Genomic DNA, 25,983 nt, shown 5'->3' on the forward strand with positions numbered 1-25,983 from the left:
TCCGCGATGCAAGAAAAAACCTCGGCCGAGTCGCTGCCACATCTTCAGGAATGCCCGATTTCATTTCCTCGCTGTCGGGAATACGCCAACGTTTACAATGAAATGTTGTTTCGTTGTGTCGATATACAGATTTAGCGGTAGCGCCTGTGGATAAGCCGGCTCAATGTGCGGCCTTGATGAAGGTGCCGTTCTGCAGTTCCCGCATCGCCTGCATGATCTCCTCTCGCGAGTTCATGACGATCGGCCCATGCCAGGCGACCGGCTCCTCGATCGGCTTGCCCGAAACGAGCAGAAAGCGGATGCCTTCGTCGCCGGCCTGCACGGTCACTTCATCACCGCTGTCGAAGACGACGAGCGTGCGGTTGCCGGACATATCGCGAATGTTCAACTCCTCCCCGTTGACCTCCTTCTCGACGCGGACGCCATACGGCTTGGAGGCGTCGCGGAACGTGCCGGAGCCTACGAAGATATAGGCAAAGGCGTTGCGATAGGTGTCGACGGGCAGGCGCTTCTTCTTGCCCGGCGGCACCGAGACGTCGAGATAGATCGGTTCGGCAGCCACGCCGTCAACCGGGCCCGCCTTGCCCCAAAAGTCACCGCAGATAACGCGTACGGCAGTGCCGTCGTCGTCGACCACGACAGGAATGTCCGCGGATTTGACGTCCTGATAGCGTGGCGCCGTCATCTTTAGCGACGAGGGCAGGTTGGCCCAAAGCTGGAAGCCGTGCATCCGTCCGGCGAAATCGCCCTTCGGCATTTCCTGGTGCATGATGCCGCTGCCGGCCGTCATCCACTGGATGTCGCCGGCGCCGAGCAGGCCGCGATTGCCGAGGCTGTCGCCGTGCTCGACCGTGCCGGCGAGCACGTACGTGATCGTCTCGATGCCGCGATGCGGATGCCAGGGAAACCCACGGATGTATTCGGCCGGATTGTCATTGCGGAAATCGTCCATCATAAGGAACGGGTCGGTCATTGACGGATCCCCGAAGCCGAAGACGCGATGCAGCTTCACGCCGGCGCCCTCCATCGTCGGAGTTGCGGTGCTCATATGCTTTACGGGACGGATCGACATGGCATCCTCTCGAAGGGTTCAACTTGCCCGGGACTATAGCCGCCTGACCGGCATCCGCGAAATCAGCCTGCCCGGCAACGCACTGTTCACAAAAGAAGATGCGCCATTGCGCAATGTGATCGCGTCCGCCGCCGGAAATTTGTCATCTTCCGCTTGCAAGCCACGAGGCCGTTCAGGTCTTATTAACCATCGGATTCGACAATCACTGTCGCGTTTCGGCATTCTCCCGCCTCAGGGCGGGCTCGGGAGTGGAAAGAGCATGTGTCGCTGGGCAGCCTATCGTGGAGACCCCCTCTATCTGGAGGAACTGGTGTCCTCGCCCGCGCACTCCTTGATCGAGCAGTCGCATTGCGCCACCCGCGCCAAAACCCCCACCAATGGCGACGGCTTCGGCATCGCCTGGTATGGCGACCGGCTGGAGCCAGGGCGCTACCGCGATACCTTGCCGGCTTGGTCCGACTGCAACCTGAAGAGCCTTGCGCGGCAGATCCGGTCGCCGTTGTTCTTGGCGCATGTGCGGGCCGCCACCGGCGGCGGCACGCGGCGCGACAACTGCCATCCCTTCACCTTCGGCAACTGGTCCTTCATGCACAACGGCCAGATCTCAGGCTTCGAACGGCTGCGCCGTCCCATGGAGGCCATGCTAGACGATGAGCTTTTCAACGCGCGCGGCGGGACCACCGATTCCGAACTGATGTTCCTGCTCGCCCTGCAGTTTGGCCTGCGCCAGACGCCGATGGCAGCCATGGCGGAGATGATACGCTTCGTTGAGGGCCTTGCCGAAAACGTCCTGGGTTCAGTCTTGGTGCGCTACACGGCCGCCTTTTCCGATGGCAAGTTACTCTATGCGATCCGTTATGCGACCGACCGCAAGGCGCCGACGCTCTACGCGTCTCCTGTCGGCAGGGGCTATTGCCTGGTGTCCGAGCCGCTCAACGACGATGTCGATGCCTGGACGGAGATCCCGGATGGCAGTGCCGTTACGCTTGCCGACATTGGCCTCGATATCGCACCGTTTCGTCCGGCGCTGGCCGTGCCAAAGACCGCCCCGGTCGCGATTACTGCTTGAGCCGTTCAGCGATCATCGCCGCGAGCTTCGTCGCAACCTCTTCCTTCGCAAGGTCTGGCCACTGTTCGATGCCGCTGTGAGCGACGATCTTCACCCTGTTGCGAACGCCGCCCATGATGCCGGTTGCGGGCGAAACGTCGTTGGCGACGATGATGTCAGCCCCCTTGCGTTCGAGTTTCGCCATGGCGTTGCTCTCGACATCCTGGGTCTCCGCCGCAAAGCCGATCACCAGCTTCGGCCGCAGCGTGTGATGACCGACGGTCTTCAGAATATCGGGATTTTCAGTCAGCGCGAGCGTCGGGATGGATTCGCCCGGATGCTTCTTGATCTTCTGGTCGGCGGCCGAGGCAACACGCCAGTCGGCGACGGCCGCAACCATCACCGCGACATCGACGGGAAGCGCGGCGAGAACGGCGTCGCGCATCTGGTCTGCGCGCTCGACGTGAATGACCTTCACACCCATGGGATCAGGGACCGAGACTGGCCCGGAAACGAGTGTCACATCCGCCCCAAGGGCGGAGAGGGCGGCGGCAATCGCGTGCCCCTGACGGCCGGAAGAGCGATTGGCGATGTAGCGCACAGGGTCGATCGGCTCATGAGTCGGCCCCGAGGTGACGATCGCCTTGCGGCCGGTAAGCGGCCTCGGTCCATCGTTGAGCAGCGCTTCCGCGGCCGCGACGATCTCGAGCGGCTCAGCCATCCGGCCGACGCCCGCTTCGCGGCTCTCCGCCATCTCGCCTGACATCGGTCCGATAAAACGGATATGGTCGCCGCGCAGGGTCTCGACGTTGCGCTTGGTTGCCGGATGCGCCCACATGTGCGGGTTCATGGCGGGGGCGGCGAGTACCGGACGGTCGGTCGCAAGCAGCACCGTCGAGGCAAGGTCGTCCGCAAGCCCGTTCGCCATCTTGGCGAGCAGGTCCGCCGTCGCCGGCGCAATCAGCACGAGGTCGCAATCGCGCGCCAGCCGGATATGGCCGACATCCTGCTCGTCCTGGCGGGAGAAAAGATCGGTGAACACATGATCGGCGGCGAGCGCGCCGACGGCAAGCGGCGTCACGAATTCCTGCGCCCCCGTCGTCATCAGCGGTCGCACGGACGCACCCCGCTCTCTGAGCCGTCGGATCAAGTCCAGGCTTTTATAGGCCGCGATCCCGCCTGAAATGATGAGGAGGATGCGTTTGCCGCTGAGAACCATGGCTTTTCCCATCGATTATCTGATTGCATCAAACCCTAAGCCTTTGGGGAATAATAAGCAATCGGCACCGGAAGCGCGTTGGTCGCAGTGACAATGCTGCCCTCTTGTGGCATGGAGCGAAGCATGGGGACCATGCGAAGCATCTTGCGGGATCGGGTATCGGCCAGCGCCGTCGCGCTGCTGGTCGCCTGTCTATTCCTGATCCAAGGACTGCTGAGCGGCACTGTGCAGGGTTCCATGGCGTCCGCCGTCGATCCCTTCGCAATCATCTGCTCTTCAAGCGGACACGGTTCCATCGACGATGCCGGACATGGCAACTTGCCGGCCAAGAAGGCGCCCGAGTGGCCGTGCGGCACGCTCTGCCGTCTGGCATCGGCTGCCATGCCGGCAGTTCTCGCCGCGCAGGCGGCGGTCCTCTACGTCGTAGTCGAAACTGCAATCGACGCAGCGATCCGAACCGATGCTGACGTTTTGCCCGCTTTACGCGGGCGGATCGCTGAACCGCGAGCACCTCCCATTACCGCCTGACGTCATCGCTCGACCTCGCGCGCGTCACGCCGAGGTTCGATTTTCTTACGTTGGGAGTCCTCCATGTCCGATCTTACCATCGGTCGCGAGAGCGTCAGCGCCTCCGCGCGCTCCGCCTCCGACCTCTATCGCGCCGTCTGGCGCTGGCATTTTTACGCAGGCCTTCTTGTCCTGCCCTTCATGATCACGCTGGCGATCACCGGCGGCCTCTACCTGTTCAAGGATGAGATTGACGCGGTGATCCATTCCGAACTCAAGCGCGTCGAAGTGCAGCAAGGCGCAAACCGCGCGGCACCTTCCACGATGGTGGCTGCTGCCCTTGCTGTTTACCCCGGAATTGCAGTCAAGTTTACCGACCCTGCCACGCCCGATGCCTCTGCCGAAGTCACCATCGGCACCGAGGCGGAAGGCAAACTTGCCGTCTACGTCAATCCGTATACCGCTAAGGTGCTGGGCGCGTTGCCGGATCGCGGCACTGTCATGTGGACGATCCGCTACCTCCACAGCCTCAAATATTTCGGCAACTACGCGCGTATGCTGATCGAGATCGCCGCCGGATGGTCGATCCTGTTGGTTGCCACCGGCGTCTACCTCTGGTGGCCACGCCTACAGACAGGCGGTGTTCTCTCCGTTCGCGGCACCCCTAAGCGGCGGGTCTTCTGGCGGGACACTCATGCGGTCACCGGTATCTTCGTCGGCTTCTTCATCGTCTTCCTGGCCATCACAGGCATGCCTTGGTCGGGGGTCTGGGGCGGCAAGGTCAACGAATGGGCCAATGGCAACAACTTCGGCTATCCCGCGGGCGTGCGGGTTGCCGTACCTATGTCCGACGAGCATCTCGACCACGTCGCCAAGACATCCTGGTCGCTGGAGCAGTCGCAAGTACCGCACTCGTCAGGGCACGCCCATCATGCACAGGCGATTGGCCTCGATGACACCGTAGCCACCTTTGATCGTCTTGGCCTGCATCGGGGTTACGCCGTCAACATACCAACCACAGCGGATGGGGTGTTTACCGGATCGGTCTATCCCGACGATCTTTCCAAGCAGCGGGTCGTGCATCTCGACCAATATTCCGGGACGCCGCTGATCGACATGAGCTATGCCGACTACGGTCCGCTCGGCAAATCGCTCGAATGGGGCATCAACACTCATCTCGGTCAGCAGTTCGGGCTTGCGAACCAACTGGTGCTGCTTGCCGCTTGCGCGGCGATCATCCTGCTTGCGGTTTCGGCGGCCGTCATGTGGTGGAAGCGACGCCCAGCGGGCTCGCTCGGCGTCCCGCCGATGCCTGCTGACAAGCGTGTTGTCCGCGGCCTGATCGCGATGCTCGCTGTTTGCGGAGTGTTCTTCCCGCTCGTTGGCCTGTCGCTGGTCGTCATGCTGGCAGCGGACTGGGTCTATATCAGGAGCAGGACGAAGCGTTCGGCGTAAGTGCGGGCCGCGATCCGGTGCTTCTCCTCCCCGCCGTGTCGTCCTCATGATGCCGGCTGATGAACACGGAAAGGCCGCGGAGGAGAGGGGTCCGCGGCCTTCTCAGGCATCCTCTGATGGGTCTCGGTCCTCAGAGGTTACTCATCCCGCCATCGATAACGAGCTCACTGCCGACGATGTAGGGAGCCTCGTCGGAGGCGAGGAAGATGATGGTTTTGGCGACTTCGCCGGCATCGCCGAACCGGCCGACCGGGATCTGTGCCGCCCTTGCCTTGGTGTCGGTTTCCGACATGCCGAGCTTGCCGTAGAGCGGTGTCGCGATGGGCCCGGGGCTGACGGCGTTGACGCGAATGCCGCGGCCGATCAGTTCACCGGAGAGCGTCTTTGCAAGCGTCAGCAGCGCGCCCTTGGTCAGGGCGTAGACGCTCGAATTCGGCATGCCGATATGGGCATTGATCGACGTGTTGAGAACGATCGAAGCCTGCTTCGAAAACAGCGGCAGAAGGGCCTGGATCAGAAAGAAAGGTCCCTTGACGTTGATCGCGACCGACCTGTCGAAGGCTTCCTCGCTCCATTGTTCGAGCGCACCGAACTCCGCCACGCCGGCGTTGACGAAAAGAATGTCGAGATGCCCGAAGCTCTCCTTGATCGCGCCGGCGACGACCTTCTGGCCGGCTGCGTTGCCGGCATCCGCCTGGATGACCAACGCCTTGTCGCCAAATTCGGCACGGGCCGCCGCGACGCTCTTTTCGCTGCTGCCGGTGATGGCAACGCGAGCGCCTTCGGCGATGAATTGACGGGCGGTTTCGAGGCCGATGCCGCTGGTGCCGCCGGTGATCAGGGCTGTCTTGTTCTGTAAGCGTGCCATTGTCGTGAGTTCCTGTGTTCCCGTTGGGCGAGCGCCCGTTGCTGCCTTGGATGATGTGATGAAAATGCCGTCGCGATAATCCGCTCTTTTCCGGAAAGCTTGTCCAGTCAGAGCGGATAGTCGAACGCAGGATCAGGTCCGGGTGATCGATGCGCCACCATCGACCAACGAGGCCGTACCGGTGACGAAGCTCGAGTCGTCGGATGCGAGGTAGAGTACGGAGCGCGCAAGTTCCTCAGGCGCTGCGACACGCTTCAGCGCATGCAGGTTGGTGATGAAGCTCTGCTTGCCCTCAGTGTCGTTCATCTCGCGATACATGTCGGTATCGACCGCACCCGGCAGAACCGCGTTTACGCGCACGTTCTTCGGGCCGAATTCGGCGGCGAGCGCCTGCGTCAGGCCAATAAGGCCGGATTTGCTGGCGGCATAAGCGGCAACGCCGGGAAAGGCGAAGCTGTAGCCGACGAAAGTCGAGGTGAAGATGACGGATCCGCCGCCATCCTTTTCCATCTGCGCGATCTGATGCTTGGCAGCCAGGAAGGAGGCCGTCAGGTTGATCGTCAGCGCTTCGGTGAAACCGGCCTCGGAAACACCGGTGCTCGGGCCGGCTTCGCCAAGGATGCCGGCATTGTTGAAGGCAATGTCGAGCTTACCGTAGCGCTCGACGGCGGTGGCGACCAGCGCCTTGTGATAGTCTTCCAAGCGGACGTCGCCGGCAACTGCAACGGCATATCCGCCGGCTGCCTTGATCTCTGCGACCAGGCTTTCGAGTTCAGCCTGGCGGCGGGCGCCGACGACGACCTTGGCGCCTTCGGCCGCAAAGAGCTTTGCCGTTGCGCGACCGATGCCGGCACTTGCGCCAGTGACGATGGCGACTTTTCCATTCAAGCGGTTCATTGTTGCATCTCCAGTATGGGGGTTGGGATGGCGATTGCCGTCCCTTTCGATGGGCAGAAGATGGCATTTTCTTTTCGTTCGGATTAGTCTCCAAATGGTGGAACTCGAATTCGGATTTGCCGAACGATGATCAGGGTTGAGGGAATAACGTCCTTCGTGGCGATCGTGGAATCCGGCTCGGTCAGCGAGGCTGCCCGACGCCTGCGCCTATCGAAGTCTGTCGTCAGCGAGAGGCTTGCGGAGCTTGAAAAGTCGCTTGGCGGTGTGCTTCTGCATCGCACCACGCGAAAACTCACTTTGACAGAAGACGGCACGGCCTTTCTGGAGCGCGCGACGCGGATCGTTCAGGAAATCGAGGAAGCCACCGCCGAGATGGCGGTGCGCCGAGGCACGTTGTCCGGCCCGCTGCGCATTGCCGCCCCCGTTACCTTCGGGCGCATGCATCTTGGCCCCGCGCTATACCCGTTTCTGGCCGCGCATCCGGAAATCCGACTGGTGCTCGACATCGACGACCGCCGCGTCGATGTCTCCTCGGAAGGGTATGATGCCGTGGTCCGGCACGGTCCGATCGTCGACTCCCGGTTGGTCGTGTGGAAACTCAGTCGCAGCCGTCGGCTTTTGGTCGCGTCACCGGATTATCTCAGCCGCCATGGTGTGCCGAAGACCCTTGCCGATCTCGATGGCCATAAAGGCATCTTCTACACCAACCGGGGCGTTGCGGACTGGCGGTTCCAGACGCCGGATGGAGCCATCGTCGTGCGGGCAAGCCAGGCCGTCGGCATGAACAATGGAGACATGATCCGCGATGCCGCGGCTGCGGGTCTCGGTATCGCGCTTCTGCCAGCCTTCATTGCCGGGCCTGCGATCAGTGCGGGACAGCTGCAGGAGATCGATGTCGGCTACAGGCCGGAAGCCGAGTTCATCTACATGGCGCATCCGGAGGGGCGCAATCCGTCCGCCAAGCTGCGCGCTGTCGCCGACCACCTGCGCAAGACCTTCGGCGATCCGCCCTATTGGGATCCTGCCGGCTGATCAGACGAGGCTCATCATGTTTGCGGCGACGCGCGACCGCTGCGCCTTCAGCATCGCAAGCCCGAGACGCGCCACCAGCGGCGGCCCCTCGATCTGGCGATAGGCGACGCCGTCGAGTGTCAGGTGGGCAATCGAGGCTGGCACAATCGATACGCCGAGATCGGCGGCGACCAGATTGACGACGGATGGGATCTGCGGCGCCTCCTGCGTCACGACAAGCTCGAAACCGGCATCGCGGCAGCCACGCACGATATCATCATAGAGACTGAGGCCAACCGTCCGCGGAAACAGAATGAACGGCTCGCCGGCAAGCGCCGACACGGGCACCTTCTCGTATTTCGCAAGCGGGTGGTGCGCCGGCAAGGCAATCAGCATCGGCTCATCCGCCAGGCGTTTCAGCGTGACGTTCTTCGGATCCTCCAGGCCGGGCCTGATGAAGGCAACGTCGATTTCCTCACGCAGCAGTTTCTCCATCAGCCAGTTGCTGTTCATCTCGGTCAAGGAGAGGCTCACCTCTGGCCACTGCCCGCGAAAGCGACGGATCGTGCCGCTGACCGCCGTGTTGAAGGCTGAGGACGCCGTGAAGCCGAGCGCCAGCCGACCGGTCTCGCCTCGGGTGGCGCGCTGGGCGGCGAGCTTCGCCTTCTCGGCGGCCGCGATGGCAGCGCGACCCTCCGGCAAAAAGGCGCTCCCCGCCTCCGTCAGTTCCGCGCCATGTGGGACGCGATGAAACAGTGCCGCCCCGATCTCGTTTTCAAGATCGCGGATCTGTTGGCTGAGTGGCGGCTGGCCGATGCCGAGTTTTGCTGCGGCGCGGGTGAAATTTCCCTCTTCGGCGACGGCGAGAAAATAGCGGATATGGCGCAACTCCATCGGTATCTCCAAAAGCTATGAAGAATGGTATTTTCATATATTGGACAAATGGCGCGCCGCTGGCTAGATCGAAAGGCGTGAAAGGTTGGTACCCCCAATGCAACGCGCCGCAAACAGCTCGCCAGACGCCTCCGAAACCCATCCCCGTCCGAATCTCCACCTCGTGCGAACGACGGCGGAAATGCAGGAAAAGCAGTTCTTGCTGCGCGGCACGTCACCTTATCGACGTGCCAGCCTCGCCCTCTTCCTATCCGGCTTTGCTACCTTCTCGCTGCTCTATTGCGTGCAGCCACTGATGCCGATCTTTGCCGCGGACTTCGGCGCGAGCCCGGCCGCGAGCTCTCTGTCGTTATCTCTGTCGACCGGCTTTCTCGCCGTCGCGATCTTCTGTGCCGCTGCCGTCTCCGAAAGCTTCGGCCGCCGCAGCCTGATGTTCGCCTCGCTGCTCGGGGCTGCCCTTTGCACGATCGCCTGCGCCTTGGTGCCGAGCTGGCATGCGCTGCTCGTCATCCGCGCGCTTGAAGGGCTGCTGCTTGGCGGCGTGCCGGCCGTGGCGATGGCCTATCTCTCGGAAGAGATCGATCCCCGCGGTCTTGGCGCCTCGATGGGTCTTTACATCGCCGGTAATGCTTTTGGCGGCATGGCAGGCCGCGTCGTCACCGGCACATTGGCTGAGTTCTTCTCATGGCGCATTGCATTGGGTTCGCTTGGCGTGCTCGGCCTTGCCGCGGCAATCGGCTTCTTCCTGCTGCTGCCCGCGTCGCGCAATTTTGCGCCGCGCAAGGGTTTCGATGTCCGCTTTCACGTGAGGGCCTGGGTTGGCCATATAGGCAACCCGGCGCTACCATTGCTCTTCGCCATCGGCTTTCTCGCCATGGGCAGCTTCGTCACCGTCTACAACTACATCGGTTTCCGCCTCGTTCAGCCGCCATACAATCTCAACCAGACGGAACTCGGCCTGATCTTCACGGTCTATCTGTTCGGTATCGCCGCATCCTGGATCGCCGGCCTGCTTGGAGATCGCATCGGCCATTTCATCGTGCTGCCGGCCGGCATTGCGATTGCGGCGGTCGGCGTCGCGGTCACGCTGTCATCCTCGCTGCCGCTGATCGTCTTTGGCATCGTTTTGCTGACATCGGGCTTCTTCGTCGCCCACTCGGTGGCGAGCGCCCTCGTTGGTCGCCTTGCCCGCGGCACCAAGGGGCACGCGTCCGCGCTCTATCTGTTGTCCTACTACATCGGCTCCAGTGTTGCCGGTTCGGTCGGTGGCTATTTCTGGGGTGCCGATGGCTGGAACGCCGTCGTTGCCTTCACGCTGTCGCTGCTGGCGCTTGGCATGGTCGCGGCGCTCACCGCCGCCAAGCTGGCGAAGCGGTAATCTTCGCGAAAAATAATGGGTCGGCTAAACGTTCTTCAAGGTGCGGCGTGGCTGCTGTGACCGCGCCATGCCGCTCCAGAGATACCAGAAGACCGAGATCAGGATGATCACGCCGCCGATGATCGTGGAAAGCGTTGGCGTCTCGGAGAAGGCGAGCCAGACCCAGAGCGGGCCGAGCACGACGTCGAGCAGACCGATCAACCCGGCCTCGCTCGAGGGAATATAGCGGCCGCCGGTCATGAACAGTAGATAGGCGATTCCCGATGTCGTCGACCCGAAGACGGCAAGCACGAGGATCTCCTGCAGGCTCGGTATCGCGTGCGACATCAGTGGCAGGCAGAGCAGCACGCAGAAGCCGGATCCAAGCGCATTGACCGGCGCCAAGCGCAGTGCGGGGTAGCGCCGCGCCGCGACGAGCAGGATGCTGAAGGTCAGCGTCATCAAGAACGCCAGCGCGTTGCCGGCGATGTCCTGGGGCCTCGCGCCGAAACCTGCAACGATCAGAACGCCAACGAAGGCGATCATACTGGCGATGAGCACACGCCTGCTGATCTTCTCCTTCAACCAGACATAAGCGATGGCTGCCGCGACGAACGGGACGGTCGCATAGATCGCCAGCACGTTGGCGACGGTCGTCAGCTTCAGCGCGCCGATGTAGCCATACATCGATATAGCGGCCATGAGACCGAACAGCGGATAGAAAAAGAGCGGTACCTTGCCGGGTTCCGCGCTGATCCGCTTCTTTGCCAGAATGATGATCGTCAGCGCCAGACCGCCAAACAGCGAGCGCCATCCGAGCACGGTCCAGACATCGAGATCGAGCGCGCGGACGAAGAGCCCCGCGGTGCTCCACATGATCGTAGCAATGCTGACGAGGAGCATACCGTAGGTGCGGGGCTGCATGGCGGGTCCGTTCGTTGGAAGGGCAGCGTCGAATCAACACTCGATCTTTATCAGAGGCGCACGACCTGCGATCGATCGGTTGCGCCACGCCATAGCGTAATCGGACAGAAATGTTTCCGAGACAGGTGCCTTAGCGCTATCCGAGCCTAATGTAGGGAACGTCCTTCTTGGCCACCTCGTCGAGCGCCTCGTCATAGCCGGCATCGGCATAGCGCATGACGCCAAGCGCCGTGTCGTTGGTAAGCGCATGGTCGAGCCGCTCGTCGGCAGCGTCGGTGCCATCGGCCACGACGGTGACGCCGCAGCTCGTCATGTAGCCGGCATAGCCGCCGCCGCCGGAATGGACGACGACGAGATCGGCCATCGACGAGCAGAGCATCATCGCGTCGATCAGCGGCCAGTCGGCGATCGCGTCGGAGCCGTCCTTCATCCGCTCGGTCATGATGTTCGGATGCGCCATCGCGCCGGCATCAAGATGATCCCGCGAGAAGGCGACGGGCCCTTTCAGTTCACCGCTTGCTACGAGCTCGTTGACCCGGCGGGCAAGCATCGTGCGTTCACCGTGACCGAGCCAGGCAATACGCGCCGGCAGTCCTTCGAAGGGCACGTGCTCGCGCGCCAACCGGATCCAGTTGGTGATGATCTTGTTGTCTGGGAACATTTCGAGCAGCAGAACGTCGATCCGGGCGATATCACTTTCCGCGCCTGACAGTGCCATCCAGCGGAAAGGGCCGATTGCCCGGGCAAAGAGCGGTCGCAGATAGGCTTCGGTGAAGATCGGAATGTCGAAAGCGTTGGCGACGCCGCCTTCCTTGGCCTGTGTGCGGATAAGGTTGCCATTGTCGAAGACCTCGGAGCCCTTCTTCTGGAAGTCCAGCATGGCAGTGACGTGCTGCACGATCGAAGCTCGGCTTGCCGCCATCAGCTGTCCTTGACCGTCCTCGCGCAGTTCGCGAACCTGCGCAAGGCTCATGCCCTTCGGCACGTAGCCGTAGACGAGGTCGTGCGCGGAGGTCTGGTCGGTGACGATATCCGGCACGATGCCGCGCCGCGCGATCTCGGGATAGATTTCCGCAGCATTGCCGACGAGACCAACCGAAAGCGCCCGCTTGTCCTTCACGGCAGCATCGATCATCGCAAGCGCCGTATCGAGATCCGGCGCGATTTCCTGCAAGTAGCCGATCTCCTGGCGCTTCTTCGCGCGCTCGGGATCGATGTCGACGCAGAGGATGGCGGCCCCCGCCATGCGGCCGGCGAGCGGCTGCGCGCCGCCCATTCCGCCGAGCCCCGCCGTCAGCACGAAGCGTCCGAAGAGATCACCGCCGAACCGGCGCTCGGCAATGCGCATGAAGATTTCATAGGTGCCCTGGATGACGCCCTGGCTGCCGATATACTGCCACGCGCCAGCCGTCAGCCCACCCCAGCAGATCAGCCCCTTGCGCTGCAGCTCGTAGAAGACCTCGGCCTTCGCCCATTGCCCGACGATGTTGCAGTTCGCCATGATGACAAGCGGCGCCTTCGGATGCGTCTTCACGAGGCCGATCGGCTTGCCGGACTGGATCAGCAGCGTCTGGTCCTCGTCCATTTCGGTCAGTGCCTTGACGATGCCCTTGTGCGCCGCCCAGTTGCGCGCTGCCTTGCCGAGCGCGGCATAGACGATGAGATTGTCCGGATCCTCACCGACGGAGAGAACGTTCTCCAGGAGCCGCAGCAGCGCCTCCTGCCGCCAACCCTTGGCGCGCAGCTCCGGCCCGCCCGGTATCGGAAATTTCGGGTGACGTGGATTGGGCTTCGGCATCTTGGTCGTTCCTCTATCTCTGTCTTTTTTGGGTCTCTTGGGCCCAAGCTCCGTTCACTTGGCGGGCAGTGAGCGCACAAAGGCCGTCGCGGTCTCCAGGAGGCGGCGCCGCAAATCGTCATCGCCGTAAATCTCCGCGCCGACCCGGATCCAGCCGTGCATGGCGCGACCGCCGGAAAGCATCTGCACCGCGCCGGGCAAATCGAGCGCCCAGCCGTCATTGCCTTTGCCGAGGCGGACCAGCATGCCGTCTTGTCGGGCGCCGCAAAGGAGATTGCCGTCGAGCAGAAAGGCCAAACCACCGAACATCGGCTTCTCGCTGAGACCGGACATAGTACCCAGCTCTTCCCTCAGCAATTCCTCGAGGCCGACGTCCCGCGCCATGCGATCAGGCCTTTGCCGCGAGCGCGTAGCGGGCAAGCTCGATCCCCATCGCCTTCTCCACCGGGGGATAGACGGTCGGGTCGAGAACGCTTGCCGACAGCGGAATGATGCTCATCGGCACATGCAGGATGAAGACATGCATCCCACCCTTCAACTGACCGACGCTCAGCGGCTCGCCCTCGGGCGAGAGCGTTGTGATAACCGAGGGGAAGGTGGCGATCCGTTTGCCCTCGATGTCGTCGACGGCCATGTATTCGTTCATCACATGCATGGTCACCGCCTTGTCGCCGGAGCCGACGACGATCGTGCCGATGTCGAAGGCCTCCTTGGTATAGACGACGTCCTTCTTGGTGATGATGCCTTCGGCCAGGATGTGCCCGCCTGTTGTCTTGCAGATGGCATCGATCACGGCTGAACCGCCGTTCTTCTCGGCCGCAATGATCGCCTCGCCCAGCGCCAACGCCATCGAGATGCCGCCAAGTGCTGCGTGGGTACGCACATAAGAGGCGCGCAGCGGATTGCGGCAGCTGGCGATGAAGCCGCCCGACTGGTCGGAAGCCGCCCGCAGGATCGGCGAGATCTTCGCCGTCGCCCCCTTCACGACAAGCTCGATGTATCGGCTTTCGGCGCGGTTTCCGCCGACCGCCGTCTGGATCATCTGCTCGGGCGAGCCCGCCATGCCGATCGAGCCCATGTCGCCGGTCGGATGCGCGCGGATATCGCCGACGGCATCGACGACTTTTGTTCCGAGAATGGCGGAGGGCAGCCAGCCGTTCAACGTCGACGACTTGCCGTTCTGGCCGATGATCAGGCCGGACAGTTTTTCGCCGAGTTCGTCCTGCAGCAGCTGCACCGCCTTCACATAGTCGATGCCCTGCATCTCCCAGGGTGTCGTGGAAGCCGGCGCGCCGATCGCGGCGGCCGTCGCGATCCAGTCGTCGTCCTTCAGCTCGTCGATCGACACAAGTTCCGGCTTGCCGACGTTGACCGCTGCATAGCCGAGCATGCGTCCGTGATCCGCCCAGCCGCCGCCGCCGGCGGCATAGACCGACCCGCCCTTGACCGCTGCTTCGACGTCCTTCTCAACGAGTATGCGTCCCATCAGGCATTCTCCTGCTTCAAGCTCTTGTCCATGTCCATGACGGCTTCGAAAAGCACGGCCGCCCCAAGCGCGATGTCGTCGTTCTCGGCCCACTCGTCAGCGGAGTGGCTGCGCCCCTCCTTGCAGGGTACGAAGATCATCGCGGCGGGCGCCACCTTGGCAATCCAGGCCATGTCGTGACCGGCGCCCGATGCCATTCGCCGGTGCCTGGCGCCGACGGTTTCGCAAGCCCTTTCGAGCGTCTTCAATAGCCCGGCATCGCTCGGCGTCGGATAGTTGTCGGAGACGCGCATCGGGCTTTTGATGGACGCTCCGTAAGCGATGGCTAACTTTATGACATGTTCGTCCAGCCACTCGCAGAAGGCCTCCATGTCGTTGCGAATCTCGGCGCGCCCATCGATCAGCAGGACGACCTTCGAGGGAACGACGTTGGCGGCATTCGGCTCGATCCGGAACTCGCCGACCGTCGCCGCAAAATGCCCCGGCGTCTTCGCCCGGGCGGCTGCGGCATTGCGGATATCGAGGACGAGTTGTGCGGCGGCGACCAGCGCATCCGAGCGGCTATCCATCGGCGTCGTGCCGGCATGGTCGGCGCGGCCTTCGACGATGATCTCAATGCGGGTGATCCCGGCGATCGCCGTGACGATGCCGATATCGTTCTTCTCGTCGTTCTCAAGGACCGGACCCTGCTCGATATGCAGTTCGAGAAAGCCCGAAATATCGGGCCTGTTTTGCTGCTGCAGCACGCCCGGGCGCCCGCCGACCTCGGCAATGGCCTCGGCGAGGTTGCGTCCTTCCGTCGCGCGCGAAAGCCAGGCTTCCGGCAGTTGCCCGGTCATGCCTCGGCTGCCGATACAGGAAACGCCGAAGATGCTGACCTCCTCCGCAAGGAAGTCGACGATCTCCAGGTCGTGATCGAGCTCGATGCCCCGATCGCTGAGTGCACGCGCGACCTCAATCGCCGCCACCACGCCGGCAATGCCGTCGAAACGCCCGCCATCCGGCACGGTGTCTGAATGCGAACCGAGCATGATCGTGCCGCGCCCGTCGATGGCGCCCCGCCGCTTGCCGATCAGATTGCCGGCGGCATCGATCCGGGTCTCGAGGCCAGCCGCTCGCATGCGCGCTTCGATATAGGCGCGCCCCTCGAGAAAGAGCGGCGAGAAGGCACGGCGGGTCCAGGGATGGCCGGGTTCAGTGATTCCCGCTAGGGCGTCGATATCCTCGGCGATACGACCTGCGTTGACCGGCAGGTTTCTGGTCATTCTGCGGCTCCCGCGATCACCTGCCTCGGCAGCGGATGGACAAATCGCCCGGTCCCCGGTTCAGCCAGCACCGTCGCGCCATCGGTGATCTTCTCCCCGCGCAGATAGGTCGCGGCGACCGTCCAGGGAAGGCGGATGCCGTTATAAGGGCTCCAGCCGACCACGTTGTTGCCGCTCGCAGCTGCGTCATAGACCGTTTCGCGCGGCTCAAGCACGACGATATCGGCATCCTTGCCTGGCGTGAGCGCTCCCTTCACGTGGTCGAGGCGGAAATGCTTTGCCGGGTTCTCTGCCATCAGCTTGGCCGCCCAGGTCAGCGGGATACCGCGCTCGGCGGCACCCTTGATGAAGAGCGGCACCATCACCTCGAGCCCGGGCACACCGGACGCGTTCGCCAGCATGTCAGGATTGGTCTTGCGATTTTCGGCCCAGCTGACGTGATCCGTCGAAACCAGCCAGACATTGCCCTCGGCAACCCTGCGCCACAGCGCCTCGACCTCGGCACGCGGCCGGATCGGCGGATTGATCTTCGCCTTGCCGCCGAGGCGTTTGACGTCGTTTTCCTCGTCCAGCGTCAGATAGTGAATGCAGCATTCCACCGTCGCCTCGAAACCGTCACGGCGATAGGCGCGCGCGATGTCATAGCCGCGTCCGAGCGAGCAATGGACCACATGCGAGGGGCATCCCGTATTGGCGCCGGTTTCAAAGATGGTGTGCATTGCCAGCAGTTCGGTGATCGGCGGCCGCGACAGCCCATGCGCCCGCCAATCGGTGATCCCGCTTGCTTTCACGCGCTCCATGTAGGTGCGGACGGCCTCGTCATCCTCGTTGTGGACGCCGGCGGTCAGCCCGGTCGGCGCAATTGCGGCAAAGCATTCGTCCAACAGGGCAGGGGGAATGCGCGGAAAACGTTTCGGATCCGTGCCAAACGTCGAGAACTTGAAGGCGGCAACGCCGGCATCCACCATTTCGGCGACCCGCTTGGCGCCTTCCTCGGGATCCACGGTGCCGTAGAGCGCAAAATCGACCCGCGCCTGCGGGCCGGCAGAGGCGATCTTCTTCTTTACCGCTTCCGCCGAACAGACAAGATTGCCTTCATCATAGGGCATGTCGACGATCGTCGTCACGCCGCCGGCAGCAGCCGAGCGCGTCGACCAGATGAAATCCTCCTGGTTCTTCTGCGACAGAGAGTGAACTTGGGCGTCGATTGCTCCGGGCAGGATCAATGCCTTGCCGAGGAGATTGCGTTCGCGGGCGGCAGGCGGTACGCCGAGGCCGATTTCCGCAATCTTGCCATCGCGGACGGCAACGTAGCCGGCTTCCAGAATGCGCTCCGGCAAAACGACCGTGCCTTGCAGAACGAGATCGAAATCAGCCATGCCGCTTGCTCCGTGGCGAATATTGAAGGATCAGATGGCGACCGGTTCCTGGGTCAGGCGCTGCTCGATGCGCGCCAGCGAGCCGAGCGCAAAGAAATCGTCGAAGGATGCGATAGGCACCTCTTCGATCAGCTTGGACATGAAGGCGTCGGAGCCGAATTCTTCCTCGATCGCTTCCACCTCGGCAGAAAGTGGCCGGTCGACCGTATAAAAGTCCGCATGCTTGCGAACGACGTCATAGAGCATTCCGCCGACACCTTTCGGCTTGTCGCCGAGGATGTCCACGGCCTGTGCGGAAAGCAGCGCCTCGAGAGCGGCGAGGCGCATCAGTGCCCGCATCTGACGCTCGAAACGCTCGATCACCAGCGGCAGGAACGCGGCCTCGTCCTCAAGCCCGGCTGCGACCACCAGCGACTGCGCGGAAACCGGGTTCGACATCGACAGCACGCGGGAGAAGATTTCGCCGGCCAGCTTGATAATCGGGCCGAAACCGGTGGCGATACGGCCGGGCGGCACGAGATTGACCGGCAGGTCGCGGCGCTGGCCGTTGCCGAGCAGGACGCAGCGGTTGAAGGCATTGCGGGCCGCGTGCGCCATGCAGAGAGCAGCCGATTCGAGAAGGATCGTCACGTCGAGCGGTAGCGACCCGCCCGAGGTCATCACCCGCCCCTCGACGACGACGGGGTTGTCGTCGGAGCGTCCGGTGGCGGCCAAAATCTTGTGGCCCGTCGTCAGCAGGTTCTCGATCACCGCCCCGAAGACCTGCGCGATCATGCGCAAGCTCAACGGGTCCTGGACGTGGGTCTTGACTGGCCATTGCCAGGCGTCCGACGCATTGCAGAGCCAGGAGCCGATCAGGGCCTCCCGGGAGGTGCCGACATGGCGGACGGAAAGCCACGGGTCGCGGGAGGCGCCGAGCGCGCCTGACGCCATCATCCCCGAGGCCAGCAGCACGCGTATGGAGGCCGCGGCGCTGCGGGTCGCGTCCGCCGCCGCGGCAAAGCTCACCGCGTTGACGCTGAGCGACGCCAGGCTGTCGCGCGGAGCCATGGTGAAGGGCTTCATGCCGGCCGCGGCGAAGGCATCGGCCGCCTGCATGCGCTTGCCACGGTAAATCGCTTCCCCGACGCCGGTCAGCACGGCGCCGATCTGGCCCATGAGACCGATGTCGGCGCAACCAATGGAGCCGGTGCGGCGGACGACCGGGATGATGTCGGCCTCCAGCATGCGCATATAGGCATCGACGAGTTCACGCGTGCAGCCGACCTGTCCCGTCAATGCGGTGTTGATGCGAATGGCCATGGCGTTGCGCACCACGGAGCTCGAAAACGGTGTCCCGGTGCCGAAGTGATGCGCACGTACCAGCCCGAGATTGAAAGCGTCTAGGTCCTCCGGAGACCACTCGACATCCTTCATGGCGCCGACGCCGGTGGTCGCCCCGTAGACGGGCATCCCGGCCTTGATCGCGTCCTCAACGATCCCGCGGGCAATCTCGATGCGGGCCATTCCGGTCGCGGAAGCTGACAGCGCCACCTTGCCCGATCCGACCCTCACCATCTCAGCAAAGCTGAGCGGTTGCCCGGAAAGTTCGATGCGGGGGCGTTCATGCTTCATCTGCCATATCTCCTTGAAAAGTGAGAGTATGCGACGGCGCTACTGAATGGGATATCCCAAATATCGAACACAGCATGCATTGCGATGGATCAGGTGATCACCCAGGCTATATAGAGAAGAGCAAGAGCGATAATCCAGAGGGCGGCCCGACCAGAGCGATTGTGGCGCGCCTCGGATTTGCCGATCGCCTCGGCCGTTTCCGCGTCGAACCGCAATCCATTCTCGCTCATCTGTAGCAGCTGATGGTGAAACTTCTCGGTCTTGGCGGCAATCTCCGGCGCCGCTTCGGCAAGCTTCACAGCCGCCTTCAGCCCGTCCTTGAGATCGGTGACGATGCGCTTCGGACCGAGATTGTTGCGGATCCAATCGCCGACGACGGGTTCGGACGCCTTCCACATGTTGAAGCGTGGATTGAGCATGCGCGACACGCCTTCGACAACGACCATGGTCTTCTGCAGCATGACCAGTTCCGGCCGCGTCGCCATGTCGAAGAGTTCAGTCACCTCGAATAGCAGCGTCAGCAGCTTGCCCATCGAGATCGTCTCGGCAGGCTGGCCATGAATCGGCTCGCCGATCGCGCGGATCGCCTGCGCGAAGCTCTCGACATTGTGGTGGCCCGGCACGTAGCCGGCTTCGAAGTGGACCTCCGCGACCCGGATATAGTCGCGGGTGATGAAGCCGAAGAGAATTTCGGCGAGGAAGCGGCGTTCTTTTTTCCCCAGGCGTCCGACGATCCCCATGTCAACGGCGACGATATCGCCGTGTTCGTCGACAAAGAGGTTACCGGGATGCATGTCGGCGTGGAAGAAGCCGTCGCGCAGCGTGTGGCGGAGGAACGACTGGATCAACGTGTCCGCGAGCAGGTTGAGATCGTGGCCGGCGGCGCGCAGGCCCTCGACATCCGACATCTTCACGCCGTCGATCCACTCCATTGTGATCACGTCGCGGCCGGTGCGCTCCCAATCCACCTTCGGCACACGGAAGCCCGGGTCCTTCTCGGTGTTTTCAGCAATCTCGGAAAGGGCCGCGGCCTCCAGCCGCAAGTCCATTTCGACCTTGGTGGTCTGCTCCAGTGTCTTCGTGACCTCCACCGGCCTCAGGCGCCGGCTAGAAGGCATGAAGCGCTCCTGCATGTGAGCGACGAGGTACATCGCCTCGATATCATGCGTGAACCGCTGGCGCACGCCGGGGCGGACGACCTTGACCGCAACCTTCTTGCGTCCGGCAGGCGTATCGACCTCGGCGGGGTGCACCTGGGCAATCGAAGCCGCTGCAATCGGCTCATCGAAGCTCGCATAAAGCTCCTCGATCGGGCGGCCGAGAGACCCGGCGATGCTCGCCTTGGCCGCTGCGAGCGGAAAGAATGCCATGCGGTCCTGAAGCTGCGACAGATCGTCGGCAAACTCGACGCCGACGACATCCGGACGCGTCGCCAGGAACTGGCCGATCTTCACGTAGGAGGGGCCGAGCCGCTCCACCGCCTGCGCCAGCCGGTCGCTGCGCTTCTTCGATTTCGAACGATTGCGCGCGAACAAGCCGACAAACGACTTGGCGATGCCGACGGACGGCGGAAGATCTTCCGACGGCAGGGCCGAAATTACACCTTCGCGCACCAGAATCCAGCCGACGCGAGAGAGCCGGAAATATGCCCCCAGAGTGCTCATGCCGGATTGCCTGCCTGCGAAAGCCAGCGGGTGAACGATGTGCCCTCAACCATGCGTCAGAGCTTCCAGCCGGAATGAAGGGCTGCGATGCCGCCGGTATAATTCGTGAAGCTCACGCGCGAGAAGCCGGCATTGCGGATCATCTCGGCGAAGTTCTCCTGGTTGGGGAACTTACGGATGGATTCGACGAGATACTGATAGGGCTCGGCCTCGCCGGTGATCGCCTTGCCGAACTTCGGAATGGCGTTGAACGACCAGCTGTCATAGACGCGGTCGAGCAGTGGCATGTCCACTTCGGAGAATTCGAGCACGAGCAGCCGGCCGCCGCGCTTCAGCACGCGATGGGCTTCGCTGAGCGCCACGTCGATGCGCGGCACGTTGCGGATGCCGAAGGCAATCGTATAGGCGTCGAAGCTGTTTGCTTCGAACGGCAAGTCCTCGGCGTTGGCCTCGACGAAAGTCAGGTTGTCGGAGAGCTTCTTGTTGGCGGCGCGTTCGGCTCCGACGGCGAGCATCGAGCCGTTGATGTCGAGCACGGTTGCATGGGCCTGCCGGTTCGAGGCCTCGACGATGCGAAACGCGATATCGCCGGTGCCGCCGGCAACGTCGAGAACCTTGTAGCCGGGTTCCTTGCGCGGATTGAGGGCTGAGATCATCGCATCCTTCCAGACGCGGTGCATGCCGACCGACATGACGTCGTTCATGATGTCGTAGCGCTTGGCGACCTTATGGAAGACCTCGTTGACGAGGCCCTGCTTTTCACCATCCGCCACTTCGCGGAAGCCGTAGGATGTTTCCATGCCGCCTTCGGCGGAGGTACGGCTTTCTGACATCGAAATACTCCATCTATCTGAAATCGGCGCGGCGACCATAGCGAACGGACCCGCGCAGCGCTATCTGTGGGCCACGGTCAAAGCTGCGGCACCTTGGCGCTATAGCGCACAACGCCCGTGGTTGAAACATGTTAGATATAGATGGGTTAAGATGCCGGAATTGCCAGAAGTCGAAACCGTCAGACGCGGGCTTGCCCCCACCATGGAAGGCGCGCGGATCGCCCGCCTGGAACTGCGCCGCAAGGACCTGCGGTTTCCCTTTCCGGACGGTTTGGAGGCGCGGGCAACCGGTCGCGAAATCGTCGCGCTCGGTCGCCGCGCCAAATATCTGCTGATCGATCTCGATGACGGCACGACGATCATCTCGCATCTCGGCATGTCAGGTTCCTTCCGCATCGAGGCAGGACCGCTATCCGATGCTCCCGGCGAGTTTCATCATGCCCGTTCGAAGGATGAAAAGCACGACCACGCGATCTTCCACCTGGAAGGACCGAATGGCATCAGCCGCGTCATCTATAATGACCCGCGCCGCTTCGGCTTCATGGATATGGCGCAGCGCTCCGAGCTTGATCTCAATCCCTTCCTCTTCGGCCTCGGGCCGGAGCCGACCGGCAACGAACTCAGCGCTGCCTATCTGGCGGAACGATTCATGGGCAAGGCGCAGCCGCTGAAGAGCGCGCTGCTCGATCAAAAGAATATTGCCGGGCTCGGCAATATCTATGTCTGCGAGGCGCTGTGGCGCGCGCATTTGCGCCCCACCCGGGCAGCGGCGACTGTCGTCACCAAGACCGGTAAGCCGAGCAAGCAGATGGACCTCCTCGTTGCGTCGATCCGCGACGTCATCGCCGACGCCATCAAGGCGGGGGGCTCGTCCCTGCGGGATCATATCCAGACGGATGGGTCTCTCGGGTATTTCCAGCACTCTTTCTCGGTCTATGATCGCGAAAGTCTACCTTGCCGCACGCCCGGTTGCGGCGGTACGGTCGCGCGCATCGTTCAGGCGGGGCGCTCGACCTTCTACTGCCCTGACTGCCAAAAATAACGGGAGGATTGTCCATGGCCTACGAAACGCTGATCGTCGAAACTCGCGGGGCGGTAGGGCTCATCACATTGAATCGCCCGCAGGCGCTGAACGCGCTGAATTCGACAGTGCTGAAGGAGCTTCTACAGGTTCATGAAGCCTTCCAGGCCGACGACGCTATTGGTGCGATCGTTTTGACTGGCTCCGAGCGCGCATTCGCCGCCGGTGCCGACATCAAGGAAATGCAGCCTCTCGGCTATGTCGATGTCTATAGCCGCGATCTGATGAGCGGCTGGGACGACGTTGCCAAGGTGCGCAAGCCTGTCATCGCTGCCGTCAGCGGCTTTGCGCTTGGCGGTGGCTGCGAACTCGCGATGATGTGTGACATCATCATCGCTTCGGAGACTGCCAAGTTCGGCCAACCCGAGATCACCCTCGGCGTCATCCCCGGCATGGGCGGCTCTCAGCGGCTGACGCGCGCCGTCGGCAGATATAAGGCCATGGATCTGATCCTCACCGGCCGGATGATGGATGCCGCCGAAGCGGAGCGCGCAGGACTCGTTTCACGTGTGGTGGCGCCCGAGCGCCTGTTGGACGAGGCGCTGGAGGCGGCCGCCAGGATTGCCTCGCTGTCGCGTCCTTCCGTTCTGATGGCCAAGGAAGCGGTCAACCGCGCCTTGGAGACGACCCTGGACGAAGGTCTGCGCTTCGAGCGCCGGCTTTTCCATAGCCTGTTTTCCACCGAAGACCAGAAAGAGGGGATGACGGCCTTCATCGAAAAGCGTAAGCCTGCCTTTAAGAACCGCTGAGCCTTGGAGAAAGGCGGCGTTTCCTTGAAAATGCGCGTTGACGTGGGTCGGCTTTAGGGTTATATGCCCGCCCACGGTTCGGGAAGCCACTCCGGTTTTCCGATTATGCTCCCGCATTGCTGTATGAAGTGGCCGCAAGGCCCGCGGTGATGACGGAGTTTGTTCGAATTCTTAGAGAGGCATCCATGGCCAATACAACTTCGGCGAAAAAAGCGACCCGCAAGATCGCCCGCCGTACCGACGTCAATAAGGCTCGTCGCTCGCGCGTTCGTACTTTCGTTCGCAAGGTCGAAGAGGCAATCGCATCTGGTGATGCTGCCAAGGCTAAGGAAGCTTTCCTGGCCGCGCAGCCGGAACTGGCTCGCGCCGCAAGCAAGGGCGTTGTGCACGCCAACACGGCTTCCCGTAAGGTTTCGCGCCTGGCAGCTCGTGTGAAGGCTCTGTCGGTTTCTGCGACCGCATAATCCTTCGTTAATAAACGCAGCATTATGATTAGCCCGGCAACTTTGTCGGGCTTTTTCGATTCCGCCGACTAGCTTCCGTATGGTTAATTCGGCGACGATTTCATGTCGGGCGTGTGACATGAAAAATGCAATGAAAACAAATACTTGTTGTAGGATACTTCAGGTGTGCTCGACTCAGGCCCTACAATCTGCGGTCTGAGCAGAGTCAAGAAGCTTTTTTATTTTTTTCTTTTTATGCGTGTCAAAAATGCCCAGAATCGGAATCCCCTTGATTCAAAAGCGATTCTTTTTTGACATCGATGTGACGCTCAAAAACTGCAGCCGGAGTCAACGGCCCGCTCTTAATTTTGCGTAAAATTCATCGTTGATTCCCGCATTCGATCCTGCCTAAATGCCGATCAACAAGGGGTCCAGACATCACCTGTAAAGGCTTGGTCTGAAACTGCCACGTCGGCAGGGCGATGATCCTGTGCCACTTGTTACGGAGAGTCAAAGTCTTCGGTTTTTCACGCAGTTAGGCATTTTTGACCGCGATGTGGCTGTCGCGGAACGGTGATGTTTTGTGTGTTGGTTGCACGCGTTGCGTGAAGCCGAATTGGGAAGAGAAGTCGTGGCAGGACGATTGGACGCCGGTGTTACGAGGAACGGCATCCAGTCCGAGGGAACGCAGTCGAACCGCATGATGCGGCGCGCACTTTCCCGGGAGCATCTTGCGAGTGGGGCAGTATTTGAGTGAACCGGCAGGCGAGTGGCTCATGAGGGTGCCACTTTCTAGCCATAGCGGGGAAATAATCGGGCGACGAAACAAAGTCGGCCGACGAATGGAAGGCGGCATGATGCAGATGAATACAATGACGGCGGATGTCCTGGAGAGTGGGGACAATGAACCGCAGGCGTTTGGCTCTATTTGCGCCGAGGCGGCAGGGGAAAAGGGAGACATGAAGCATGGTGTACTTTTCGAGCGTGTCAGCGCCCGTCTGAAGGCGCAGGTCGGTCCGGATGTTTATGCAAGCTGGTTTGCACGGCTGAAATTGCATTCGGTTTCAAAGAGCGTCGTGCGCCTGACGGTGCCGACAACTTTCCTGAAGTCCTGGATCAACAATCGGTATCTTGAGCTGATCACCAGCCTGTTCCGGGCCGAAGACTCTGAAATCCTGAAAGTCGAAATTCTTGTTCGCACGGCAACGCGTGGCGTTGGTAAGCCGGCTGAAGAGCCGGTTTCCCCGGAGCCTGTTGCCGCTGCGCAGACGCGCCGCCCTGTGGCGCAGCATGCCGGCCAGATTGCGCAGCAGGCGGTTTCGTCCGCTGCCGCAGCCCGTCCGGCCACCTCCGGCCAGCCGCTCTTCGGCTCGCCTCTGGATTCCCGCTTCACCTTCGACACCTTCGTCGAAGGCAGCTCGAACCGCGTGGCACTTGCCGCCGCCAAGACGATTGCGGAAGCCGGACAGGGCGCTGTCCGTTTCAATCCGCTGTTCGTCCATTCCAGCGTCGGCCTCGGCAAGTCGCATCTTCTGCAGGCGATCGCCAATGCCGCGGTTCAGAACCCGCGCGCACTGCGCGTCGTCTATCTGACGGCAGAGTATTTCATGTGGCGTTTCGCAACCGCGATCCGCGACAATGATGCTCTGACGCTCAAAGACTCGCTGCGCAACATCGACCTTCTGATCATCGACGACATGCAGTTCCTGCAGGGGAAGATGATCCAGCACGAGTTCTGCCACCTGCTGAACATGCTGCTCGACAGCGCCAAGCAGGTCGTGGTCGCTGCCGACCGCGCTCCCTGGGAGTTGGAATCGCTCGATCCACGCGTCCGCTCGCGTTTGCAGGGCGGCGTTGCCATCGAGCTCGATGCGCCGGACTACGAAATGCGCCTCGAAATCCTGAAGCGTCGCCTCGCCGTAGCTCGCGTCGAGGATCCGTCACTGGAAATCCCGGCGGAACTGCTCAACCATGTTGCCCGCAACATCACTGCGAGCGGCCGCGAACTGGAAGGCGCCTTCAACCAGCTGCTCTTCCGTCGCTCCTTCGAGCCGAACCTGACGGTAGAGCGCGTGGACGAGCTTCTTGCCCACCTTGTTGGTTCGGGTGAGCCGCGTCGCGTCCGCATCGAGGATATCCAGCGCATCGTCGCACGGCACTACAACGTGTCGCGCCAGGAGCTGGTCTCGAACCGCCGCACCCGTGTCATCGTCAAGCCGCGCCAGATCGCCATGTATCTGTCGAAGACGCTGACGCCGCGGTCCTTCCCGGAAATCGGCCGTCGCTTCGGCGGTCGCGATCATACGACCGTGTTGCATGCCGTTCGCAAGATCGAGGAGTTGATTGCTGAGGATACGAAGCTCTCGCATGAGATCGAGTTGCTGAAGCGCCTGATCAACGAATAGTCGGGAAACCTTCT

Annotated in this window: 23 protein-coding genes; 9 read left to right on the top strand and 14 right to left on the bottom strand. The window is 62.2% G+C overall.

Going from position 1 to position 25,983, the window contains the following annotated elements; all coding sequences use genetic code 11:
- Positions 1–160: 160 nt before the first annotated feature.
- Complete coding sequence (locus AC1DPR_RS04580) at positions 161–1,072, bottom strand: pirin family protein (protein WP_112666230.1); 912 nt, start codon at positions 1,070–1,072, stop codon at positions 161–163.
- A 259-nt stretch (positions 1,073–1,331) separates the two neighbouring features.
- Between AC1DPR_RS04580 and AC1DPR_RS04585 the strand changes: the two genes are divergently transcribed.
- The gene (locus AC1DPR_RS04585) at positions 1,332–2,141 is read left to right on the top strand and encodes a class II glutamine amidotransferase (protein WP_113470543.1); all 810 of its coding nucleotides are present in this window, start codon (positions 1,332–1,334) and stop codon (positions 2,139–2,141) included.
- On the opposite strand, the gene coaBC is transcribed toward AC1DPR_RS04585, so the two are convergent.
- Positions 2,131–3,339: a bifunctional phosphopantothenoylcysteine decarboxylase/phosphopantothenate--cysteine ligase CoaBC gene (coaBC, locus tag AC1DPR_RS04590; RefSeq protein WP_018855154.1), complete on the bottom strand. Its 1,209-nt coding sequence runs from the start codon at positions 3,337–3,339 to the stop codon at positions 2,131–2,133. The two genes, AC1DPR_RS04585 and coaBC, sit on opposite strands and share 11 nt — an antisense overlap.
- A 123-nt stretch (positions 3,340–3,462) precedes the next feature.
- On the opposite strand from coaBC, the gene AC1DPR_RS04595 reads away from it, so the two are divergent.
- Both AC1DPR_RS04595 and AC1DPR_RS04600 read left to right on the top strand, forming a co-directional pair.
- A complete protein-coding gene (locus AC1DPR_RS04595) occupies positions 3,463–3,867 on the top strand; it encodes a DUF2946 family protein (RefSeq protein WP_113470544.1) in 405 nt (134 codons plus the stop codon).
- Between the two features lie 63 nt (positions 3,868–3,930).
- Positions 3,931–5,301: a PepSY-associated TM helix domain-containing protein gene (locus tag AC1DPR_RS04600; RefSeq protein WP_477815805.1), complete on the top strand. Its 1,371-nt coding sequence runs from the start codon at positions 3,931–3,933 to the stop codon at positions 5,299–5,301.
- Between the two features lie 130 nt (positions 5,302–5,431).
- Here the strand turns inward: AC1DPR_RS04600 and AC1DPR_RS04605 are convergent, their stop codons facing one another.
- A complete protein-coding gene (locus AC1DPR_RS04605; protein WP_018855151.1) occupies positions 5,432–6,169 on the bottom strand; it encodes an SDR family oxidoreductase in 738 nt (245 codons plus the stop codon).
- Between the two features lie 132 nt (positions 6,170–6,301).
- Complete coding sequence (locus AC1DPR_RS04610; RefSeq protein WP_113470546.1) at positions 6,302–7,066, bottom strand: SDR family oxidoreductase; 765 nt, start codon at positions 7,064–7,066, stop codon at positions 6,302–6,304.
- A 126-nt stretch (positions 7,067–7,192) separates the two neighbouring features.
- Here AC1DPR_RS04610 and AC1DPR_RS04615 point away from each other — a divergent pair, with 126 nt between their 5' ends.
- A complete protein-coding gene (locus tag AC1DPR_RS04615; protein ID WP_113470547.1) occupies positions 7,193–8,098 on the top strand; it encodes a LysR family transcriptional regulator in 906 nt (301 codons plus the stop codon).
- On the opposite strand, the gene AC1DPR_RS04620 is transcribed toward AC1DPR_RS04615, so the two are convergent.
- Entirely contained in the window at positions 8,099–8,971 is an 873-nt protein-coding gene (locus tag AC1DPR_RS04620) for a LysR family transcriptional regulator (RefSeq protein ID WP_018855148.1), read from the bottom strand.
- Positions 8,972–9,068: 97 nt separating this feature from the next.
- On the opposite strand from AC1DPR_RS04620, the gene AC1DPR_RS04625 reads away from it, so the two are divergent.
- Entirely contained in the window at positions 9,069–10,349 is a 1,281-nt protein-coding gene (locus AC1DPR_RS04625; RefSeq protein ID WP_113470549.1) for an MFS transporter, read from the top strand.
- Between the two features lie 24 nt (positions 10,350–10,373).
- Here the strand turns inward: AC1DPR_RS04625 and AC1DPR_RS04630 are convergent, their stop codons facing one another.
- From AC1DPR_RS04630 to ubiE, 9 genes are all read right to left on the bottom strand, one after another.
- Entirely contained in the window at positions 10,374–11,252 is an 879-nt protein-coding gene (locus tag AC1DPR_RS04630) for a DMT family transporter (RefSeq protein ID WP_113470550.1), read from the bottom strand.
- 136 nt (positions 11,253–11,388) lie between these two features.
- Positions 11,389–13,050 (bottom strand): urocanate hydratase, encoded by a 1,662-nt coding sequence (locus AC1DPR_RS04635; RefSeq protein WP_113470551.1) that lies wholly within the window; start codon positions 13,048–13,050, stop codon positions 11,389–11,391.
- 54 nt (positions 13,051–13,104) lie between these two features.
- The gene (locus AC1DPR_RS04640) at positions 13,105–13,434 is read right to left on the bottom strand and encodes a TfoX/Sxy family protein (RefSeq protein ID WP_018855144.1); all 330 of its coding nucleotides are present in this window, start codon (positions 13,432–13,434) and stop codon (positions 13,105–13,107) included.
- Between the two features lie 4 nt (positions 13,435–13,438).
- Positions 13,439–14,536, bottom strand: coding sequence for a DUF917 domain-containing protein (locus AC1DPR_RS04645; RefSeq protein WP_113470552.1), 1,098 nt, complete (start codon positions 14,534–14,536; stop codon positions 13,439–13,441).
- Positions 14,536–15,801, bottom strand: coding sequence for a Zn-dependent hydrolase (locus AC1DPR_RS04650; protein WP_018855142.1), 1,266 nt, complete (start codon positions 15,799–15,801; stop codon positions 14,536–14,538). The genes AC1DPR_RS04645 and AC1DPR_RS04650 overlap by 1 nt, the downstream gene beginning before the upstream one ends.
- Positions 15,798–17,180 (bottom strand): dihydroorotase, encoded by a 1,383-nt coding sequence (locus tag AC1DPR_RS04655; RefSeq protein WP_477815806.1) that lies wholly within the window; start codon positions 17,178–17,180, stop codon positions 15,798–15,800. Before AC1DPR_RS04655 ends, AC1DPR_RS04650 begins: the two co-directional genes overlap by 4 nt.
- Before the next feature lie 30 nt (positions 17,181–17,210).
- A complete protein-coding gene (locus tag AC1DPR_RS04660) occupies positions 17,211–18,794 on the bottom strand; it encodes an aromatic amino acid lyase (protein ID WP_018855140.1) in 1,584 nt (527 codons plus the stop codon).
- Positions 18,795–18,883: 89 nt separating this feature from the next.
- Positions 18,884–20,458, bottom strand: a complete 1,575-nt coding sequence (gene ubiB / locus AC1DPR_RS04665; protein WP_018855139.1) for a 2-polyprenylphenol 6-hydroxylase — start codon at positions 20,456–20,458, stop codon at positions 18,884–18,886.
- 56 nt (positions 20,459–20,514) lie between these two features.
- On the bottom strand, positions 20,515–21,291 hold the full coding sequence (ubiE, locus tag AC1DPR_RS04670) for a bifunctional demethylmenaquinone methyltransferase/2-methoxy-6-polyprenyl-1,4-benzoquinol methylase UbiE (RefSeq protein ID WP_018855138.1): 777 nt from the start codon (positions 21,289–21,291) through the stop codon (positions 20,515–20,517).
- A gap of 151 nt (positions 21,292–21,442) precedes the next feature.
- On the opposite strand from ubiE, the gene mutM reads away from it, so the two are divergent.
- The 4 genes from mutM (at position 21,443) to dnaA (ending at position 25,969) form a co-directional block, all read left to right on the top strand.
- Positions 21,443–22,333: a bifunctional DNA-formamidopyrimidine glycosylase/DNA-(apurinic or apyrimidinic site) lyase gene (gene mutM / locus AC1DPR_RS04675; RefSeq protein WP_112641833.1), complete on the top strand. Its 891-nt coding sequence runs from the start codon at positions 21,443–21,445 to the stop codon at positions 22,331–22,333.
- Between the two features lie 14 nt (positions 22,334–22,347).
- The gene (locus AC1DPR_RS04680) at positions 22,348–23,121 is read left to right on the top strand and encodes an enoyl-CoA hydratase (RefSeq protein ID WP_018855136.1); all 774 of its coding nucleotides are present in this window, start codon (positions 22,348–22,350) and stop codon (positions 23,119–23,121) included.
- A gap of 185 nt (positions 23,122–23,306) precedes the next feature.
- Entirely contained in the window at positions 23,307–23,585 is a 279-nt protein-coding gene (gene rpsT / locus AC1DPR_RS04685; protein ID WP_016552476.1) for a 30S ribosomal protein S20, read from the top strand.
- Between the two features lie 836 nt (positions 23,586–24,421).
- Positions 24,422–25,969 carry a chromosomal replication initiator protein DnaA gene (dnaA, locus tag AC1DPR_RS04690; protein ID WP_026371516.1) on the top strand — a complete coding sequence of 516 codons (1,548 nt, stop codon included), beginning with the start codon at positions 24,422–24,424 and terminating at the stop codon, positions 25,967–25,969.
- Positions 25,970–25,983: the final 14 nt, after the last annotated feature.

This window comes from Rhizobium sp. 01T417 (genome assembly GCF_056398905.1).

Coding starts and splice junctions, on each gene's coding strand:
- AC1DPR_RS04620 (WP_018855148.1), bottom strand. CDS start 8,971: ATGGAGTTGCGCCATATCCGCTATTTTCTCGCCGTCGCCGAAGAGGGA.
- AC1DPR_RS04645 (WP_113470552.1), bottom strand. CDS start 14,536: ATGGGACGCATACTCGTTGAGAAGGACGTCGAAGCAGCGGTCAAGGGC.
- AC1DPR_RS04660 (WP_018855140.1), bottom strand. CDS start 18,794: ATGAAGCATGAACGCCCCCGCATCGAACTTTCCGGGCAACCGCTCAGC.
- AC1DPR_RS04630 (WP_113470550.1), bottom strand. CDS start 11,252: ATGCAGCCCCGCACCTACGGTATGCTCCTCGTCAGCATTGCTACGATC.
- AC1DPR_RS04615 (WP_113470547.1), top strand. CDS start 7,193: ATGATCAGGGTTGAGGGAATAACGTCCTTCGTGGCGATCGTGGAATCC.
- AC1DPR_RS04625 (WP_113470549.1), top strand. CDS start 9,069: ATGCAACGCGCCGCAAACAGCTCGCCAGACGCCTCCGAAACCCATCCC.
- ubiB (WP_018855139.1), bottom strand. CDS start 20,458: ATGAGCACTCTGGGGGCATATTTCCGGCTCTCTCGCGTCGGCTGGATT.
- AC1DPR_RS04635 (WP_113470551.1), bottom strand. CDS start 13,050: ATGCCGAAGCCCAATCCACGTCACCCGAAATTTCCGATACCGGGCGGG.
- ubiE (WP_018855138.1), bottom strand. CDS start 21,291: ATGTCAGAAAGCCGTACCTCCGCCGAAGGCGGCATGGAAACATCCTAC.
- AC1DPR_RS04655 (WP_477815806.1), bottom strand. CDS start 17,180: ATGGCTGATTTCGATCTCGTTCTGCAAGGCACGGTCGTTTTGCCGGAG.
- dnaA (WP_026371516.1), top strand. CDS start 24,422: ATGCAGATGAATACAATGACGGCGGATGTCCTGGAGAGTGGGGACAAT.
- mutM (WP_112641833.1), top strand. CDS start 21,443: ATGCCGGAATTGCCAGAAGTCGAAACCGTCAGACGCGGGCTTGCCCCC.
- AC1DPR_RS04610 (WP_113470546.1), bottom strand. CDS start 7,066: ATGAACCGCTTGAATGGAAAAGTCGCCATCGTCACTGGCGCAAGTGCC.
- AC1DPR_RS04640 (WP_018855144.1), bottom strand. CDS start 13,434: ATGGCGCGGGACGTCGGCCTCGAGGAATTGCTGAGGGAAGAGCTGGGT.
- AC1DPR_RS04605 (WP_018855151.1), bottom strand. CDS start 6,169: ATGGCACGCTTACAGAACAAGACAGCCCTGATCACCGGCGGCACCAGC.
- AC1DPR_RS04580 (WP_112666230.1), bottom strand. CDS start 1,072: ATGTCGATCCGTCCCGTAAAGCATATGAGCACCGCAACTCCGACGATG.
- AC1DPR_RS04680 (WP_018855136.1), top strand. CDS start 22,348: ATGGCCTACGAAACGCTGATCGTCGAAACTCGCGGGGCGGTAGGGCTC.
- AC1DPR_RS04600 (WP_477815805.1), top strand. CDS start 3,931: ATGTCCGATCTTACCATCGGTCGCGAGAGCGTCAGCGCCTCCGCGCGC.
- AC1DPR_RS04585 (WP_113470543.1), top strand. CDS start 1,332: ATGTGTCGCTGGGCAGCCTATCGTGGAGACCCCCTCTATCTGGAGGAA.
- AC1DPR_RS04650 (WP_018855142.1), bottom strand. CDS start 15,801: ATGACCAGAAACCTGCCGGTCAACGCAGGTCGTATCGCCGAGGATATC.
- rpsT (WP_016552476.1), top strand. CDS start 23,307: ATGGCCAATACAACTTCGGCGAAAAAAGCGACCCGCAAGATCGCCCGC.
- AC1DPR_RS04595 (WP_113470544.1), top strand. CDS start 3,463: ATGGGGACCATGCGAAGCATCTTGCGGGATCGGGTATCGGCCAGCGCC.
- coaBC (WP_018855154.1), bottom strand. CDS start 3,339: ATGGTTCTCAGCGGCAAACGCATCCTCCTCATCATTTCAGGCGGGATC.